Source organism: Enterobacter cloacae complex sp. IR5428 (assembly GCF_049238585.1).
Taxonomy (GTDB): domain Bacteria; phylum Pseudomonadota; class Gammaproteobacteria; order Enterobacterales; family Enterobacteriaceae; genus Enterobacter; species Enterobacter intestinihominis.
Genome location: NZ_JBMKHV010000007.1, coordinates 253167 through 268849, shown reverse-complemented (window position 1 = coordinate 268849; position 15683 = coordinate 253167). Strand labels below are relative to the sequence as shown.

13 protein-coding genes are annotated in these 15683 nt (G+C 59.6%); 10 read left to right on the top strand and 3 right to left on the bottom strand.

The window, feature by feature from the left end:
• Positions 1-19 precede the first annotated feature (19 nt).
• The 5 genes from hutI to hutH all read left to right on the top strand — a co-directional run bounded on the left by hutI (position 20) and on the right by hutH (position 6265).
• Entirely contained in the window at positions 20-1243 is a 1224-nt protein-coding gene (hutI, locus tag ACOTXC_RS13180) for an imidazolonepropionase (RefSeq protein WP_421767740.1), read from the top strand.
• Positions 1240-2178 (top strand): formimidoylglutamase, encoded by a 939-nt coding sequence (hutG, locus tag ACOTXC_RS13175; protein ID WP_022647490.1) that lies wholly within the window; start codon positions 1240-1242, stop codon positions 2176-2178. Before hutI ends, hutG begins: the two co-directional genes overlap by 4 nt.
• A gap of 19 nt (positions 2179-2197) precedes the next feature.
• Complete coding sequence (locus ACOTXC_RS13170; protein ID WP_046618841.1) at positions 2198-2932, top strand: histidine utilization repressor; 735 nt, start codon at positions 2198-2200, stop codon at positions 2930-2932.
• A 127-nt stretch (positions 2933-3059) separates the two neighbouring features.
• Complete coding sequence (hutU, locus tag ACOTXC_RS13165; RefSeq protein ID WP_003858533.1) at positions 3060-4748, top strand: urocanate hydratase; 1689 nt, start codon at positions 3060-3062, stop codon at positions 4746-4748.
• Entirely contained in the window at positions 4745-6265 is a 1521-nt protein-coding gene (gene hutH / locus ACOTXC_RS13160) for a histidine ammonia-lyase (RefSeq protein ID WP_421767739.1), read from the top strand. Before hutU ends, hutH begins: the two co-directional genes overlap by 4 nt.
• Before the next feature lie 85 nt (positions 6266-6350).
• Here the strand turns inward: hutH and ACOTXC_RS13155 are convergent, their stop codons facing one another.
• Positions 6351-6827, bottom strand: a complete 477-nt coding sequence (locus ACOTXC_RS13155; protein ID WP_421767738.1) for a kinase inhibitor — start codon at positions 6825-6827, stop codon at positions 6351-6353.
• 47 nt (positions 6828-6874) lie between these two features.
• Positions 6875-8164: an adenosylmethionine--8-amino-7-oxononanoate transaminase gene (bioA, locus tag ACOTXC_RS13150; protein WP_421767737.1), complete on the bottom strand. Its 1290-nt coding sequence runs from the start codon at positions 8162-8164 to the stop codon at positions 6875-6877.
• An 86-nt stretch (positions 8165-8250) separates the two neighbouring features.
• Here bioA and bioB point away from each other — a divergent pair, with 86 nt between their 5' ends.
• From bioB to bioD, 4 genes are read left to right on the top strand one after another with little or no spacing between them, the layout of a single operon-like run.
• Positions 8251-9291, top strand: coding sequence for a biotin synthase BioB (gene bioB, locus ACOTXC_RS13145; protein ID WP_421767736.1), 1041 nt, complete (start codon positions 8251-8253; stop codon positions 9289-9291).
• The gene (gene bioF, locus ACOTXC_RS13140; protein WP_421767735.1) at positions 9288-10445 is read left to right on the top strand and encodes an 8-amino-7-oxononanoate synthase; all 1158 of its coding nucleotides are present in this window, start codon (positions 9288-9290) and stop codon (positions 10443-10445) included. The genes bioB and bioF overlap by 4 nt, the downstream gene beginning before the upstream one ends.
• Entirely contained in the window at positions 10429-11184 is a 756-nt protein-coding gene (gene bioC / locus ACOTXC_RS13135; protein ID WP_421767734.1) for a malonyl-ACP O-methyltransferase BioC, read from the top strand. Before bioF ends, bioC begins: the two co-directional genes overlap by 17 nt.
• Positions 11177-11878, top strand: a complete 702-nt coding sequence (bioD, locus tag ACOTXC_RS13130) for a dethiobiotin synthase (protein WP_421767733.1) — start codon at positions 11177-11179, stop codon at positions 11876-11878. The genes bioC and bioD overlap by 8 nt, the downstream gene beginning before the upstream one ends.
• On the opposite strand, the gene ACOTXC_RS13125 is transcribed toward bioD, so the two are convergent.
• The gene (locus tag ACOTXC_RS13125) at positions 11841-12563 is read right to left on the bottom strand and encodes an ABC transporter ATP-binding protein (protein ID WP_108367321.1); all 723 of its coding nucleotides are present in this window, start codon (positions 12561-12563) and stop codon (positions 11841-11843) included. The genes bioD and ACOTXC_RS13125 overlap by 38 nt on opposite strands.
• Positions 12564-13311: 748 nt before the next feature.
• On the opposite strand from ACOTXC_RS13125, the gene uvrB reads away from it, so the two are divergent.
• Positions 13312-15327: an excinuclease ABC subunit UvrB gene (uvrB, locus tag ACOTXC_RS13120; protein ID WP_003858519.1), complete on the top strand. Its 2016-nt coding sequence runs from the start codon at positions 13312-13314 to the stop codon at positions 15325-15327.
• Positions 15328-15683 lie beyond the last annotated feature (356 nt).

Here is a 15683-nt window from a genome sequence, read left to right as displayed (position 1 = left end):
CATGACAAGCGGAAGGCACATGCAGCAGCTTCATCCCGATGATGTGATATGGCGAAATGCGCGACTGGCGACCCTGGCGACAGGTGAGCCGGAACCCTACGGCCTGAAAGAACAACATGCCCTCGTCGTGCGCGGCCAGACGATTGCGGCCGTTATTCCTGAAGCCGAGATCCCCTCCGGGCATCGTCAGTGTGTCGATCTCGACGGGCGTCTGGTTACTCCCGGCCTGATCGATTGCCACACCCATCTGGTGTTCGGCGGCGATCGCGCAGCGGAATGGGAGCAACGGCTTAACGGCGTGTCGTATCAGACCATTAGCGCGCAGGGCGGCGGTATTAACGCCACGGTCACGGCGACCCGCAACAGTTCGCCGGAAATGCTCCTGACGGTGGCACAGCAGCGGCTCCAGCGGCTGATGAATGAAGGCGTAACGACCATTGAAATCAAATCGGGATACGGACTGAACGTCCAGGCCGAAGAGAAAATGCTGCTGGTTGCCCGCCAGCTCAGCCTGAACAATCTGGTCGATATCAGCCCGACGCTGCTTGCCGCGCACGCCGTTCCTGCCGAGTACCGACAGGATCCGGATGCCTATCTCACGCTGGTCTGTGAGCAGATCATGCCCACGCTGTGGCAAAAAGAGTTATTTGAAGCGGTGGACGTGTTTTGTGAAAACGTCGGCTTTACCCCGGCGCAAACCGAGCGCCTGTTCCAGGCCGCCGCCGCGCTCGGGATACCGGTTAAAGGGCATGTAGAGCAGCTGTCGAATCTGGGCGGCGCGGCGCTGGTCAGCCAGTATAAGGGGCTGTCGGCCGATCATATTGAGTATCTCGATGATGCAGGTATTCAGGCGATAGCGCAAAGCGGCACGGTGGCGGTATTGCTCCCCGGCGCGTTCTATTTTCTTCAGGAGCGCCAGCGTCCACCGGTGGCGCAGCTCAGAGAGCAGGGCGTGCCGATGGCGGTGGCTACCGACTACAACCCGGGCACCAGCCCGTTTGCCAGCCTGCATCTGGCAATGAACATGGCCTGCGTCCAGTTTGGCCTCACGCCGGAAGAGGCCTGGGCTGGCGTGACGCGGCATGCGGCGCAGGCGCTAGGTCGTGGCGCGACGCACGGGCAGTTAAAGCCCGGTTATGTGGCTGATTTCGTCGTCTGGGAGGCGAATCATCCGGTTGAGATGGTTTACGAGCCGGGGCGGAATCCTTTATATCAACGCGTGTTTCGGGGGCAGGTAGCATGAAATTGTGGCATCCCGTTTCCCCGCAGGTCTGGCAGGGTCGTGACGACAGCGCCGAATCCAGCACCGCGAAACGTCTCTTCCAGACCATACAGCAGCGCGTACACTTTGCACCCGTGCCGTCAGGCATCGCCCTGCTGGGCTTTGAATGTGATGAAGGGGTTAAGCGTAACCAGGGCAGGCCCGGTGCTGCACAGGCTCCCGATGTGCTGCGCGGCGCGCTGGCGAATATGGCGAGCCATCAGGGGCATGCGCGCCTCGTGGATATGGGCTCCATTTTTGTTGAAGGCAATGCGCTGGAGGCGGCACAGCAGGCGCTGAGCGAGGCCATAACCGCGTGCCAGCAATCCGGGATGCGTACTCTGGTTTTTGGCGGTGGACATGAAACCGCCTGGGCGCACGGGCGCGGCGTGCTGGACGCCTTTCCGAACGATCGCATTGCGGTGATCAACCTGGATGCGCACCTCGATTTACGTAAGGCTGAACGGGCTACGTCCGGCACGCCGTTCCGCCAGCTGGCGCTCTACTGCGCGTCGCAGTCGCGGTCGTTTCACTACGCCTGCCTGGGGGTAAGCCGTGCGGCGAATACCCAGGCGCTGTGGGAGGAAGCTGAACGGTTGAACGTGATGCTGGTTGAAGATCTCGATTTTCGCCGGGATGCGCTATCCGCGCTGGATAGCGTGCTTGCGCAGGCAGACCGGGTTTATCTCACCATTGACCTTGATGTGCTGCCCGCCGCAGAAATGCCCGCCGTGTCCGCCCCTGCGGCGTTGGGGATCCCGGCGCTGGATCTGTTCCCGGTGATTGAGCGTATCTGCCGAAGCGGTAAACTACAGGCGGCGGATCTGGTGGAATATAATCCGCACTACGACCGGGACGGTCAGGGGGCGAAGCTTGCCGCCCGACTGGCCTGGCAAATTGCTCACTGGTGGGCATAACAACATTCAAGGAGTCATGATGTTTTCACGCTCGCCCCTGCCGCAGCCGAGCCCTCCCGCGCCTTTTTACGAAAAGGTGAAGCAGGCGATCAGCGAAAAAATTGCTGCCGGCGTCTGGCGTCCGCACGACCGTATTCCCTCCGAAGCTGAACTGGTCGCGCAGTTTGGCTTTAGTCGAATGACCATTAACCGGGCGCTGCGGGAACTGACCGATGAAGGGTTGCTGGTGCGTTTGCAGGGTGTCGGAACCTTTGTCGCCGAGCCAAAAGGACAGTCGGCGCTGTTTGAAATCCGCAGCATTGCCGATGAAATTGCCGCCCGCAACCATCAGCACCACTGCGAAGTGCTGGTGCTTGAAGAGACGCAGGCCAGCGCCGAACAGGCCATCGAGCTGAACGTTAAAGAGGGCACCCGGATCTTCCATTCGGTGATGGTGCATTATGAGAACGATATTCCGGTCCAGATTGAAGATCGCTGCGTCAACGCGGAGCGGATCCCGGACTACCTGAACCAGGATTACACCCAAACCACACCGCATGCGTATCTCTCGCTCGTCGCCCCGCTGACGGAAGGGGAGCATATCGTGGAGGCCGTGCGCGCCACGCCTCAGGAGTGCGAGTTGTTGCGTATTAAAGAGCATGATCCCTGCCTGCTGATCCGCCGTCGTACCTGGTCATCCTCGCAGATCGTGTCGCATGCGAAGCTGCTGTTCCCGGGGAATCGTTACCGGTTGCAGGGCCACTTTATGTCATAAGTTTTATAAGCGTGATCGCTAACGCAATATAGCAAAATTGTATCTTTTTTGTTAAATCCGACCTTGTGTGTGCTTGTCTATACAAGTATATCTAAATGCATCACCTGTCCCTTATGAGGAACACACAATGTCGTCAGATAAATACCGCAAGCAGGATGTCCGCGCCGCGCGCGGCACCACGCTCACCGCAAAAAGCTGGCTCACCGAAGCACCGCTGCGCATGTTAATGAACAACCTTGATCCTGAGGTAGCAGAGAATCCCCATGAGCTGGTGGTCTACGGCGGCATTGGTCGCGCCGCACGCAACTGGGCGTGCTATGACGCGATTGTTGAGTCTTTGACGAATCTCGAAAACGACGAAACGCTGCTGGTGCAATCCGGCAAACCGGTTGGCGTATTCAAAACCCATAAAAATGCGCCCCGTGTGCTGATTGCCAACTCCAACCTGGTGCCGCACTGGGCGACGTGGGAACACTTCAACGAGCTGGACGCAAAAGGGCTGGCCATGTACGGCCAGATGACCGCGGGTAGCTGGATCTACATCGGCAGCCAGGGGATTGTGCAGGGCACCTATGAAACCTTCGTGGAAGCGGGCCGACAGCACTATAACGGCTCACTGAAAGGCCGCTGGGTGCTCACCGCCGGACTAGGCGGCATGGGCGGCGCGCAGCCGCTGGCCGCGACGCTGGCCGGCGCGTGCTCCCTGAACATTGAGTGCCAGCAGAGCCGCATCGATTTCCGTCTGCGTACCCGCTATGTTGATGAACAGGCCGACAACCTCGATGACGCGCTGGCGCGCATCAAAAAGTACACCGCTGAAGGCAAAGCCGTGTCGGTTGCCCTGTGCGGCAACGCGGCGGATATTCTACCGGAACTGGTGGCGCGCGGCGTGCGTCCGGATCTGGTCACCGACCAGACCAGCGCTCACGATCCGCTTCATGGTTACCTGCCAAAAGGCTGGACGTGGGAAGATTACCAGCAAAAAGCGGAAACCGATCCTGAGGGCACGGTACTGGCGGCTAAACGCGCCATGGCGGAACACGTCTCCGCGATGCTCGCCTTCAGTAAGATGGGGATTCCGACCTTTGATTACGGGAATAACATCCGCCAGATGGCGAAAGAGATGGGGGTGAATAACGCCTTTGACTTCCCCGGCTTCGTGCCTGCCTATATTCGTCCGCTGTTCTGCCGCGGCATCGGGCCGTTCCGCTGGGTTGCCCTGTCCGGCGACCCGGAGGATATCTACAAAACCGACGCCAGAGTGAAGGAAATTGTCGCCGACGACGAGCACCTGCACCGCTGGCTGGACATGGCGCGCGAGCGCATTAATTTCCAGGGCCTGCCAGCGCGTATCTGCTGGGTCGGGCTGGAGTGGCGGCAAAAACTCGGCCTCGCCTTTAACGAAATGGTGCGCAGCGGCGAAGTCTCCGCGCCGATCGTCATTGGCCGCGACCACCTGGACTCCGGCTCTGTCGCCAGTCCGAACCGTGAAACCGAAGCCATGCGCGACGGCTCGGATGCGGTCTCCGACTGGCCGCTGCTGAATGCCCTGCTGAACACCGCCAGCGGCGCAACCTGGGTGTCGCTGCACCACGGCGGCGGCGTCGGGATGGGCTTCTCCCAGCACTCCGGGATGGTCATCGTCTGTGACGGTACCGACGAAGCGGCGGCACGTATTGCTCGCGTGCTGCATAACGACCCGGCAACCGGCGTAATGCGCCACGCGGATGCGGGTTACGAGATTGCCATTGATTGTGCCAAAGAGCAGGGCCTGAACCTGCCGATGATCCCCGCCACACAAGGAAAGCCTGCATGAACGCGTTAACACTTACTCCCGGCTCTTTGTCGCTCAAACAGCTGCGTCACGTCTGGCGTCAGCCGGTGACACTCGCCCTTGATGAAAGCGCCCACCGTGCCATTAACGACAGCGTGGCCTGCGTGGAGGCGATTGTAGCGGAGGGGCGCACCGCCTACGGCATCAATACCGGGTTTGGCCTGCTGGCACAGACCCGCATTGCCACGCACGATCTGGAGAATTTACAGCGTTCGCTTGTGCTCTCGCACGCGGCGGGCGTTGGCCAGCCGCTGGACGATGAGATCGTCCGCCTGATGATGGTGTTGAAAATCAACAGCCTGGCGCGTGGGTTTTCCGGCATTCGTCTGAGCGTGATCCAGGCGCTGATGGCGCTGGTCAATGCGGAAGTTTATCCGTGGATCCCGGCGAAGGGCTCCGTCGGAGCTTCCGGCGATCTGGCACCGCTGGCGCATATGTCGCTGCTCCTGCTGGGTGAAGGCAAGGCGCGCTGGCAAGGGGAGTGGCTGCCTGCGAAAGAGGCGCTGAAAAAAGCCGGCTTAGCGCCGATCACCCTCGCGGCAAAAGAAGGGCTGGCGCTGCTCAACGGCACGCAGGCGTCGACGGCCTTTGCGCTGCGCGGCCTGTTTGAAGCGGAAGATCTGTTCGCCTCCGCGGTGGTGTGTGGTGCGCTGACCACTGAAGCGGTGCTCGGCTCGCGTCGTCCGTTCGATGCCCGCATCCACGAGGTGCGCGGCCAGCGCGGTCAGATTGATGCCGCTGCCATGTACCGCCACGTACTTACCGATACCAGCGACATTGCCGAATCACACCATAACTGCGAGAAGGTGCAGGATCCGTATTCCCTGCGCTGCCAGCCGCAGGTGATGGGCGCATGCCTGACACAGCTTCGCCAGGCGGCAGAAGTGCTGCTGGTGGAGGCCAATGCGGTGTCCGACAACCCACTGGTGTTTGCTCAGGAAAACGAGGTGGTCTCCGGCGGCAACTTCCACGCCGAGCCGGTGGCGATGGCCGCAGATAATATCGCGCTGACGATTGCCGAAATCGGAGCGTTGTCCGAGCGTCGAATCGCACTAATGATGGATAAACACATGTCCCAGCTGCCGCCATTCCTGGTGCGCAACGGTGGGGTGAACTCGGGCTTTATGATCGCCCAGGTCACCGCCGCAGCACTGGCAAGCGAAAACAAAGCCCTGTCGCATCCGCACAGCGTGGACAGCCTGCCAACGTCAGCAAATCAGGAAGATCACGTTTCGATGGCCCCGGCTGCCGGGCGTCGACTGTGGGAGATGGCCTCCAACACCCGCGGCGTGCTGGCGGTGGAATGGCTGGCGGCGTGTCAGGGTATTGATTTACGCGAAGGGCTAAAATCCAGCCCGCTGCTGGAGCAGGCGCGTCATACGCTGCGCGAGCACGTTACGCACTACGATGAGGACCGCTTCTTTGCGCCGGATATTGATAAGGCGATACAGCTTCTGGAAGAAGAAACCCTTGCAGGACTGCTACCTTCCGTGCTGTGATTTTTTTGCCCGGTGGCGCTGCGCTTACCGGGCCTACGAATACGAAATGTAGTCCGGGTAAGGCGTAGCCGCCACCCGGCTTTTTTTATGAATACATCGCCGTAATCGACGCGCTGCCCAGCGAATGGAAATGCACGTTAAAGCCTACCATTGCCCCGCTTGCCCCTTCGTCAACCTCAATCTTGTCCACATCCAGCGCGTGCACCGTGAATATATAGCGGTGCGTTTCCCCTTTTGGCGGCGCCGCGCCGCCGTAGCCCGCTTTGCCAAAGTCCGTGCGGGTCTGAATTGCACCGTCGGGCAGGGCAACCAGATCGGAACCGGAACCCTGCGGCAGCACGCGGGTGTCGGCGGGCAGGTTTGCCACGATCCAGTGCCACCAGCCCGAGCCGGTTGGCGCATCCGGATCGTAGCAGGTCACGACAAAACTTTTGGTTCCCGCTGGTACATCGTCCCACGCCAGATGGGGAGAGATATTATCTCCCTGATAACCCATCCCGTTAAACACGTGACGTTCCGGCAGCTTTTCGCCGTTGCGCAAATCTTTACTGATGATTTTCATCCTATTTCCCTCGTTACTCACTCATTCAGAAAGTGTAACGCATGGGGTTAAATCGTGAAATGCGCTGATATGTTAACGGCTTTAACCACTGCCCCGGTCAGCTTGTGGAGCTGATCCGGAGAAATGCTGTACGGCGGCATGAGGTAAATCAGCTTACCGAAAGGTCGCACCCAAACGCCCTGGTCAACGAAGAAGCGCTGCAACGCGGCCATGTTCACCGGATGCGTTGTCTCGATCACCCCGATGGCGCCCAGCACGCGGACATCCGCGACGTATTCCGCATCCGCCGCCACGCTTAGCTGCTGCTTCAGCTGCGCCTCAATCACCGCCACCTGCGTCTGCCACTCGCCGCTCTCCAGAATGGCGAGGCTTTCGCTTGCCACGGCGCAGGCCAGCGGGTTGCCCATAAACGTCGGGCCGTGCATAAAGCAGCCCGCGTCGCCGTCGCTGATGGTGTCGGCAACCTGGCGGGTGGTGAGCGTGGCGGAGAGCGTCATGGTGCCGCCGGTGAGCGCTTTCCCCAGGCACAGAATATCCGGCGCGATCCCCGCATGCTCGCAGGCAAACAGCTTCCCGGTACGGCCAAAGCCGGTGGCGATCTCATCGGCAACCAGCAAAATCCCTTCGCGGTCGCACATCTTCCGAATGCGCTTCAGCCACTCGGGGTGATACATCCGCATTCCGCCCGCGCCCTGTACAATCGGTTCGAGAATAACGGCGGCAATCTCGTGGCGATGGGCTGCCATCAACCGCGCGAAGCCCACCATGTCCATCTCGTCCCATTCGCCGTCGAAGCGGCTCTGCGGGGCTGGCGCAAACAGGTTTTCCGGCAGGTAGCCTTTCCACAGGCTGTGCATGGAGTTGTCCGGATCGCACACCGACATCGCCCCGAAGGTGTCGCCGTGATAGCCGTTGCGGAAGGTGAGGAACCGCTGGCGCGTTTCGCCCTTCGCATGCCAGTACTGCAACGCCATTTTCATCGCCACTTCCACGGCCACCGAGCCGGAATCAGCCAGGAAAACACACTCCAGCGATTCAGGCGTCATCGCTACCAGGCGACGGCATAAATCCACCGCGGGCTGATGCGTGATCCCGCCAAACATCACGTGTGACATCTGGTCAATCTGCGCTTTCATCGCCGCGTTCAGACGCGGGTGGTTGTAGCCATGGATCGCCGCCCACCAGGAGGACATCCCGTCAACAAGCCGCTCGCCGCTGGCGAGATGCAGCTCGCAGCCGTGGGCCGAGGCTACCGGATAGACGGGAAGGGGGCGGGTCGTGGAGGTGTAAGGGTGCCAGATATGCTGCTTGTCGAAGGCGAGATCGTCCTGGGTCATAATCGACTTGTAAACCATTTTGAAAAGTTTTAGGTTTACAAGTATAAACCGAACCGACAATTAACAAAACCCTTTGGAGAAGCCCGATGGCTCACCACGTAAGCTGGACGATGTCGCAAGTCACTGAATTATTCAACAAACCTTTCCTGGAGCTGATATTTGAGGCGCAACAGGTGCACCGCCAGCACTTCGATCCGCGTCATGTTCAGGTCAGCACGCTGCTGTCGATTAAAACCGGGGCTTGCCCGGAAGACTGCAAATATTGCCCGCAAAGCGCGCGCTATAAAACCGGTCTCGAATCCGAGCGCCTGATGGAAGTCGAGCAGGTGCTCGACTCCGCGCGCAAGGCCAAAAATGCTGGCTCAACCCGCTTCTGCATGGGCGCGGCGTGGAAAAACCCCCATGACCGCGACATGCCCTATCTGGAGCAGATGGTGAAGGGCGTGAAGGAGATGGGGCTTGAAGCCTGCATGACCCTGGGTACGCTTAACGAGGAGCAGGCGCAGCGCCTCTCGGCGGCAGGGCTGGATTACTACAATCACAACCTCGATACCTCGCCGGAATTCTACGGCAACATCATCACCACGCGCACCTATCAGGAGCGTCTGGACACGCTGGATAAAGTGCGTGATGCGGGGATCAAGGTCTGTTCCGGCGGGATCGTGGGACTGGGCGAAACGGTAAAAGATCGTGCCGGCCTGCTGTTACAGCTGGCGAACCTGCCGACCCCTCCGGAAAGCGTGCCCATCAACATGCTGGTGAAGGTAAAAGGTACGCCGCTGGCGGATAATGAGGACGTGGATGCCTTCGATTTCATCCGCACCATCGCGGTGGCGCGCATCATGATGCCAACCTCTTACGTTCGCCTCTCTGCCGGTCGCGAGCAGATGAGCGAGCAGACCCAGGCGATGTGCTTTATGGCCGGGGCCAACTCCATCTTCTACGGTTGCAAACTGCTGACCACACCAAACCCGGAAGAGGACAAAGACGTTCAGCTGTTCCGCAAGCTGGGGCTGAACCCACACCAGACCGGGGTACAGGCGGGGGATAACGAGCAACAGCAGCAGCTGGAGCAGCAGATTTTCAACGCCGACACTGACCAGTTCTACAACGCGGCAGCCGTATGACCTGGCAGGCACGTATCAGGACCGCGCTCGACGAGCGGCGGGCGGCGGATGCATTTCGGGTACGCAGGGTAGTGGAAAACGGTGCAGGCCGTTTTCTCACCCGGGAAGGAGAGCGGTTCTGTAATTTCTCCAGCAACGATTATCTGGGCCTGAGCCAGCACCCGCAAATCGTTCGTGCCTGGCAGCAGGGCGCGGATCGTTACGGCGTGGGCAGCGGTGGCTCCGGGCACGTCAGCGGCTACACCACGGCCCATCAGGCGCTGGAGGAAGCGTTGGCCGACTGGCTGGGCTACCCGCGGGCGCTGTTGTTTATCTCCGGTTTTGCCGCGAATCAGGCGGTGATTGCCGCCCTGATGGGCAAAGACGACCGCATCATCGCGGACCGCCTGAGCCACGCCTCCCTGCTTGAAGCCGCCAGTCTCAGCCCGGCACAGCTGCGGCGTTTTGCCCATAACGATGCCTCTCAGCTGAACGTCCTGCTGGGTAAACCCTGTTCAGGGCTTCAGCTGGCGGTCACGGAAGGGGTATTCAGCATGGACGGCGACAGCGCGCCCCTGGCCGCGTTGCACGATGCCGCAAAACAGCAAAACGCATGGCTGCTGGTCGACGATGCCCACGGCATTGGCGTCACCGGCGAGGAGGGGCGCGGAAGCGCTTATCAGCAGGGCGTCAGGCCGGAACTGCTGGTGGTCACTTTTGGAAAAGGCTTCGGCGTCAGCGGTGCCGCGGTGTTGTGCTGCGAGCCGGTGGCCGACTACCTGGTGCAGTTCGCCCGGCACCTGATCTACAGCACCAGCATGCCCCCGGCGCAGGCCGTGGCACTCTCTGCGTCGCTTGCGGTGATCCGCGGCGAAGACGGCGCTGAACGCCGGGCTCGCCTGGCCGACCATATTCAGCGTTTCCGCCGGGGGGTAAGCGAACTGCCTTACCGGCTTACCGACTCGCACAGCGCCATTCAGCCCGTGATTGTGGGTGAAAACCATCGGGCGCTGATGCTGGCACAGGCGCTACGAGAGCGGGGGCAGTGGGTCACGGCGATCCGCCCACCCACCGTGCCGCCAGGCACCGCGCGCTTGCGTCTGACGCTTACGGCAGCGCACGAGCCGCAGGATATCGATACGCTTCTGGAGGCACTGTATGTCTCCTGTCAATAAACAGGCCGTTGCCGCCGCGTTTGGCCGGGCAGCGCAAAGCTATTCACAGCACGATGAGCTGCAACGCCTGAGCGCCCGCGGGCTGCTGGCCGCGCTCGGTGAGGGGCGTTTTGCGCAGGTGCTCGACGCTGGCTGCGGGCCTGGCGGCAATAGCCGCTACTGGCGCGCAACGGGTAGCCACGTCACGGCGCTGGATTTATCCGCGCAGATGCTGGATGAGGCCCGCCAGCAGCAGTCAGCAGACCGTTATCTGGTGGCCGATATCGAGGCCATCCCGCTGGAGGATGCGCTGTTTGACCTTGTCTGGAGCCATCTGGCGGTGCAGTGGTGCGCCAGCCTGCCGCAGGCCCTACGCGAGCTATACCGCGTGGCGCGGCCCGGCGGAGCGGTGGCCTTTACCACCCTGCTGGAAAGTTCGTTGCCAGAGCTGAATCAGGCGTGGAGGGCAGTGGATGCGCAGCCGCACGCCAACCGGTTTCTCTCGCACCAACAGGTCACTCAGGCGCTGGCAGGCTGGCGCTATCGCAGCGTGGTCCAGGCCGTCACCCTCGAATTTAGCGATGCGTTAAGCGCCATGCGATCGCTTAAGGGCATAGGCGCGACGCACCTGCACGCCGGACGGGAGAAGAAACCCCTTACCCGCGGCCAACTCCAGCGTCTCGAGCTGGCCTGGCCGCAGGAACGGGGCCAGTTCCCGCTCTCTTATCATCTTTTTCATGGGATTATTGAACGTGACTGAACGTTATTTTGTTACCGGCACGGACACTGAAGTCGGTAAAACGGTTGCCAGCGCCGCGCTGTTGCAGGCGGCGCGTCTGCTGGGGAAAACAACGGCCGGGTATAAACCCGTAGCCTCCGGCAGCGAGATGACGCCGGAAGGCTTACGCAATACCGATGCGCTGGCGCTTCAGCGTAACAGCAGCCTTGCGCTGGCCTATTCTGCGGTGAACCCCTATACCTTTGCTGAACCCACCTCGCCGCACATCGTCAGCGCCGATGAAGATCGCCCGATTGATTTTTCGGTGCTCTCTTCCGGGTTACGCGACCTGGAAACGCAGGCCGACTGGGTGCTGGTGGAGGGGGCTGGCGGCTGGTTTACCCCGCTGTCCGACGAGCAGACATTTGCTGACTGGGTGCAGGCCGAGCAGCTTCCGGTCATTCTGGTGGTCGGCGTGAAGCTTGGCTGTATCAATCACGCTATGCTGACCGCTCAGGCCGTGCAGCAGGCCGGGTTGCGTCTGGCAGGGTGGATTGCCAATGACGTGGTAGCGCCGGGGAAACGTCATCCTGAGTATCTGGCGACGCTGAAGCGGGTGCTGCCTGCGCCGTTTCTCGGCGAGATCCCGTGGCTTGCCGACGGCGCAGAGCAGGCGGAAACCGGACGCTATCTTGACCTCAGCGCCTTATGTCCCGCGCCATCCAGTGCGCAATAAGGTTGTCATCCAGCTCGTTAACGTGGCCCTGTGCCACGTTACGCCCGCGATAGAGCATGCAGAAACGATCCGCTACCCGGCGGATAAACGACAGCTGTTGCTCCGCTAACAGCACCGTCATTCCCAGCTCCCGATTCAACCGTACCAGCAGTTGACCCAGCCTGCGGGCGAAGCCTTGCCCTGCGCCATACATGGGCTCATCCAGAATCAACACGCGCGGGCGATTAACCAGCGCACTGGCGAGGGCCAGCTGATACTGGTCGTCGGGGGACAGCGCAGAGGCACGCATTTGTCGCAGCGGATAGAGCTCCGGAAACAGGGCGTACACGTCATTTTTTGATGTCGGGTCGGATTTCCCCGTCGCCCGCATAGCGATATGCAGATTTTCATCGACGGTCAACTGGGAAAATATCCGCCGATCCTGCGGGACGTAGCCTATCGTTGGCGGCGCCGTTAATGCTGACGCAGGGCTGAGCAAATTACGCGGCGGCGCGCCAGCCTCATGCCATATGATGGTGCCGCTCTCAACGGGCACCTTTCCGGTAATGCAGTTCATGAGCGTGGATTTACCCATGCCAGGCAGGCCAACAATGCCCGTACAGATGCCTTGCGGGAAATCGATATTCACGTTCCATAGCGTATGTTGGCTTCCGTAAAACTGATTTACAGCACGCAGACTCAACATCTTTCTCTCCTTAAAAATGTGTGGGGTAATGCTCAGGCTGATATCTGCAAAACGCCTGCCAGAAACAAAATAATGATTATAAAAGAGCCATTTTTAGGAATAACCCACTGCTAAAAGCTTAACGTTTGTTCGAATTGCACGCTCCCGGTGCCGTGCGTGTCGAATCGTGGTGCAGGGAAAATGACGGAATTGTGATTAAGATCTCGCCGGTTACTTATGAAAAAATGAACGTTTTCCAGGCAAAAAAGAGTGATAAAAATTTTTTACTGCCGCTTCGTGGGAAAAACCGGGAATTTGCTGGAGTGCATGCTATACGGGCTGGAGGCAGTTATCCACTATTCCTGTGGATAACCTTGTGTATTAGAGTTAGAAAACACGCGATAAGCGAGAGAACACGCGGGTTACGCCCAAATTGATGCGAAACGCGGCTTTAGGAAATAGTCTATATTTTTTAACGAATTAGATAAAAGCAATTCCCTCAGCGCCAGCAACACCTGTTGCCATAAAACTTTCATAACCGCCCTTGACAAATGTTAAAAAAGTAATAGTTCTGGGGATAACCCCCTGAGGCTGGTGTTTTATATTGTCACAGTTGAAATTTAGCTCGCAAACGCACTAATCCTCTCTGCGCTACGCTAAATATCCTGACACGCTACTGGTTTTCCATCCAGTGTTTTTTACTGGCAATCCTGGCCACAACGAGTAAAATTACTCACCTGCCGCTTATTCTGTCATCAGGTCGTCGCCCATGAGTAAACCGTTCAAATTGAATTCTGCTTTCCGTCCTTCCGGGGATCAGCCCGAGGCCATTCGTCGCCTGGAAGAGGGGCTGGAAGACGGGCTGGCGCACCAGACCCTGCTGGGGGTAACCGGTTCGGGTAAAACCTTCACCATTGCCAACGTCATTGCCGATCTCCAGCGTCCTACGATGGTTCTCGCGCCGAACAAAACGCTGGCGGCGCAGCTGTATGGTGAGATGAAAGAGTTCTTCCCGGAAAACGCGGTGGAGTATTTCGTCTCCTACTACGACTACTACCAGCCGGAAGCCTACGTTCCCAGCTCCGACACGTTTATCGAGAAAGATGCCTCGGTGAACGAACATATCGAGCAGATGCGTTTGTCGGCGACCAAGGCGCTGCTGGAGCGTCGTGATGTGGTGGTGGTGGCCTCGGTGTCGGCGATCTACGGCCTGGGCGATCCGGATCTCTATCTCAAGATGATGCTGCACCTGACGCAGGGGATGATCATCGATCAGCGTGCAATTTTGCGCCGTCTGGCGGAGCTGCAGTACACCCGTAACGATCAGGCGTTCCAGCGCGGGACCTTCCGCGTACGTGGTGAGGTTATTGATATCTTCCCGGCGGAATCGGACGACATGGCGCTGCGCGTGGAGCTGTTCGATGAAGAGGTTGAACGCCTGTCGCTGTTCGATCCGCTGACCGGTCATGTGGAGTCGGTGATCCAGCGCTTCACCATCTACCCAAAAACGCACTACGTGACGCCACGCGAGCGTATCGTACAGGCGATGGAAGAGATTAAAATTGAGCTGGCAGACCGCCGCAAGGTGCTGCTGGCGAACAACAAGCTGCTGGAAGAGCAGCGCCTGAGCCAGCGTACCCAGTTCGATCTGGAGATGATGAACGAGCTGGGCTACTGCTCCGGCATCGAAAACTACTCGCGCTACCTCTCCGGACGCGGGCCGGGCGAAGCGCCGCCGACGCTGTTTGACTACCTTCCGGCGGACGGCCTGCTGGTGATCGACGAATCCCACGTTACGATCCCCCAGATCGGCGGGATGTACCGCGGTGACCGCGCGCGTAAAGAGACGTTGGTGGAGTACGGATTCCGACTGCCGTCAGCGCTGGACAACCGTCCGATGAAGTTTGAAGAATTTGAGGCGCTTGCTCCGCAGACCATCTACGTATCGGCGACGCCGGGCAACTACGAGCTGGAGAAATCCGGTGATGACGTGGTGGACCAGGTTGTGCGTCCGACCGGGCTGCTGGATCCGATTATCGAGGTGCGTCCGGTGGCGACGCAGGTGGACGATCTGCTCTCGGAAATACGTGCCCGTTCCGCCATCAACGAGCGTGTACTGGTGACCACGCTCACCAAACGTATGGCGGAGGATTTGACGGAGTATCTGGAAGAACACGGCGAGAAGGTGCGGTATCTGCACTCGGATATTGATACCGTGGAGCGTATGGAGATCATCCGCGACCTGCGCCTGGGCGAGTTCGACGTGCTGGTGGGTATCAACCTTCTGCGAGAAGGTCTGGATATGCCGGAAGTGTCGCTGGTGGCGATTCTGGATGCGGACAAAGAGGGCTTCCTGCGTTCCGAGCGCTCGCTGATCCAGACCATTGGCCGTGCCGCGCGTAACGTCAACGGGAAGGCGATTCTGTACGGGGATAAAATCACCCCGTCGATGGCCAAAGCGATTGGCGAAACGGAACGTCGTCGCGAGAAGCAGCAGCGCTATAACGAAGAGCACGGCATCACGCCGCAGGGGCTGAACAAGAAAGTGGTGGATATCCTGGCGCTGGGTCAGAACATTGCGAAGACCAAAGCGAAAGGGCGCGGCAAGGCCCGTTCAGTGGTGGAAGAGGATACCGTCGCGCTGACCCCGAAAGCGTTGCAGCAAAAGATCCACGAGTTGGAAGGGCAGATGATGCAGCACGCGCAGAATCTGGAGTTCGAAGAGGCTGCGCAAATCCGCGATCAGCTTCATCAACTGCGGGATCTGTTTATTGCGGCATCGTAGTTTTTTGCCCGGTGGCGTTTTCTCCCTCTCCCTGTGGGCTGAGGGATCCCCAGTAATTTTTTATGCAGAAGCAATAAAGTTGCTTTCTAAATGACTGAGGGCTGTCAGCGATGCCCTGGTCCGGCTGTAAATCGCTGAGGCGTTTGCCTTCCGGCCGGGGCGAGGCGCAGGGATGCGCCGAGAGGGCGGCTTTACAGGGACGTTGCCTCCGCCCGTACCCGATAAGCCGGAAGGAATAAGCCGAGGGCACCGCGAAGCGGCGATTTACCGCCGGGAGCCCGGGTCGCCAGGGTGGTGGCGACTGAGCCACCCTGGCACGTTCACCGGTCATGTCGTTACAGAGTAGCAAGGAACAT

Coding starts and splice junctions, on each gene's coding strand:
- hutI (WP_421767740.1), top strand. CDS start 20: ATGCAGCAGCTTCATCCCGATGATGTGATATGGCGAAATGCGCGACTG.
- hutG (WP_022647490.1), top strand. CDS start 1,240: ATGAAATTGTGGCATCCCGTTTCCCCGCAGGTCTGGCAGGGTCGTGAC.
- ACOTXC_RS13170 (WP_046618841.1), top strand. CDS start 2,198: ATGTTTTCACGCTCGCCCCTGCCGCAGCCGAGCCCTCCCGCGCCTTTT.
- hutU (WP_003858533.1), top strand. CDS start 3,060: ATGTCGTCAGATAAATACCGCAAGCAGGATGTCCGCGCCGCGCGCGGC.
- hutH (WP_421767739.1), top strand. CDS start 4,745: ATGAACGCGTTAACACTTACTCCCGGCTCTTTGTCGCTCAAACAGCTG.
- ACOTXC_RS13155 (WP_421767738.1), bottom strand. CDS start 6,827: ATGAAAATCATCAGTAAAGATTTGCGCAACGGCGAAAAGCTGCCGGAA.
- bioA (WP_421767737.1), bottom strand. CDS start 8,164: ATGACCCAGGACGATCTCGCCTTCGACAAGCAGCATATCTGGCACCCT.
- bioB (WP_421767736.1), top strand. CDS start 8,251: ATGGCTCACCACGTAAGCTGGACGATGTCGCAAGTCACTGAATTATTC.
- bioF (WP_421767735.1), top strand. CDS start 9,288: ATGACCTGGCAGGCACGTATCAGGACCGCGCTCGACGAGCGGCGGGCG.
- bioC (WP_421767734.1), top strand. CDS start 10,429: ATGTCTCCTGTCAATAAACAGGCCGTTGCCGCCGCGTTTGGCCGGGCA.
- ACOTXC_RS13125 (WP_108367321.1), bottom strand. CDS start 12,563: ATGTTGAGTCTGCGTGCTGTAAATCAGTTTTACGGAAGCCAACATACG.
- uvrB (WP_003858519.1), top strand. CDS start 13,312: ATGAGTAAACCGTTCAAATTGAATTCTGCTTTCCGTCCTTCCGGGGAT.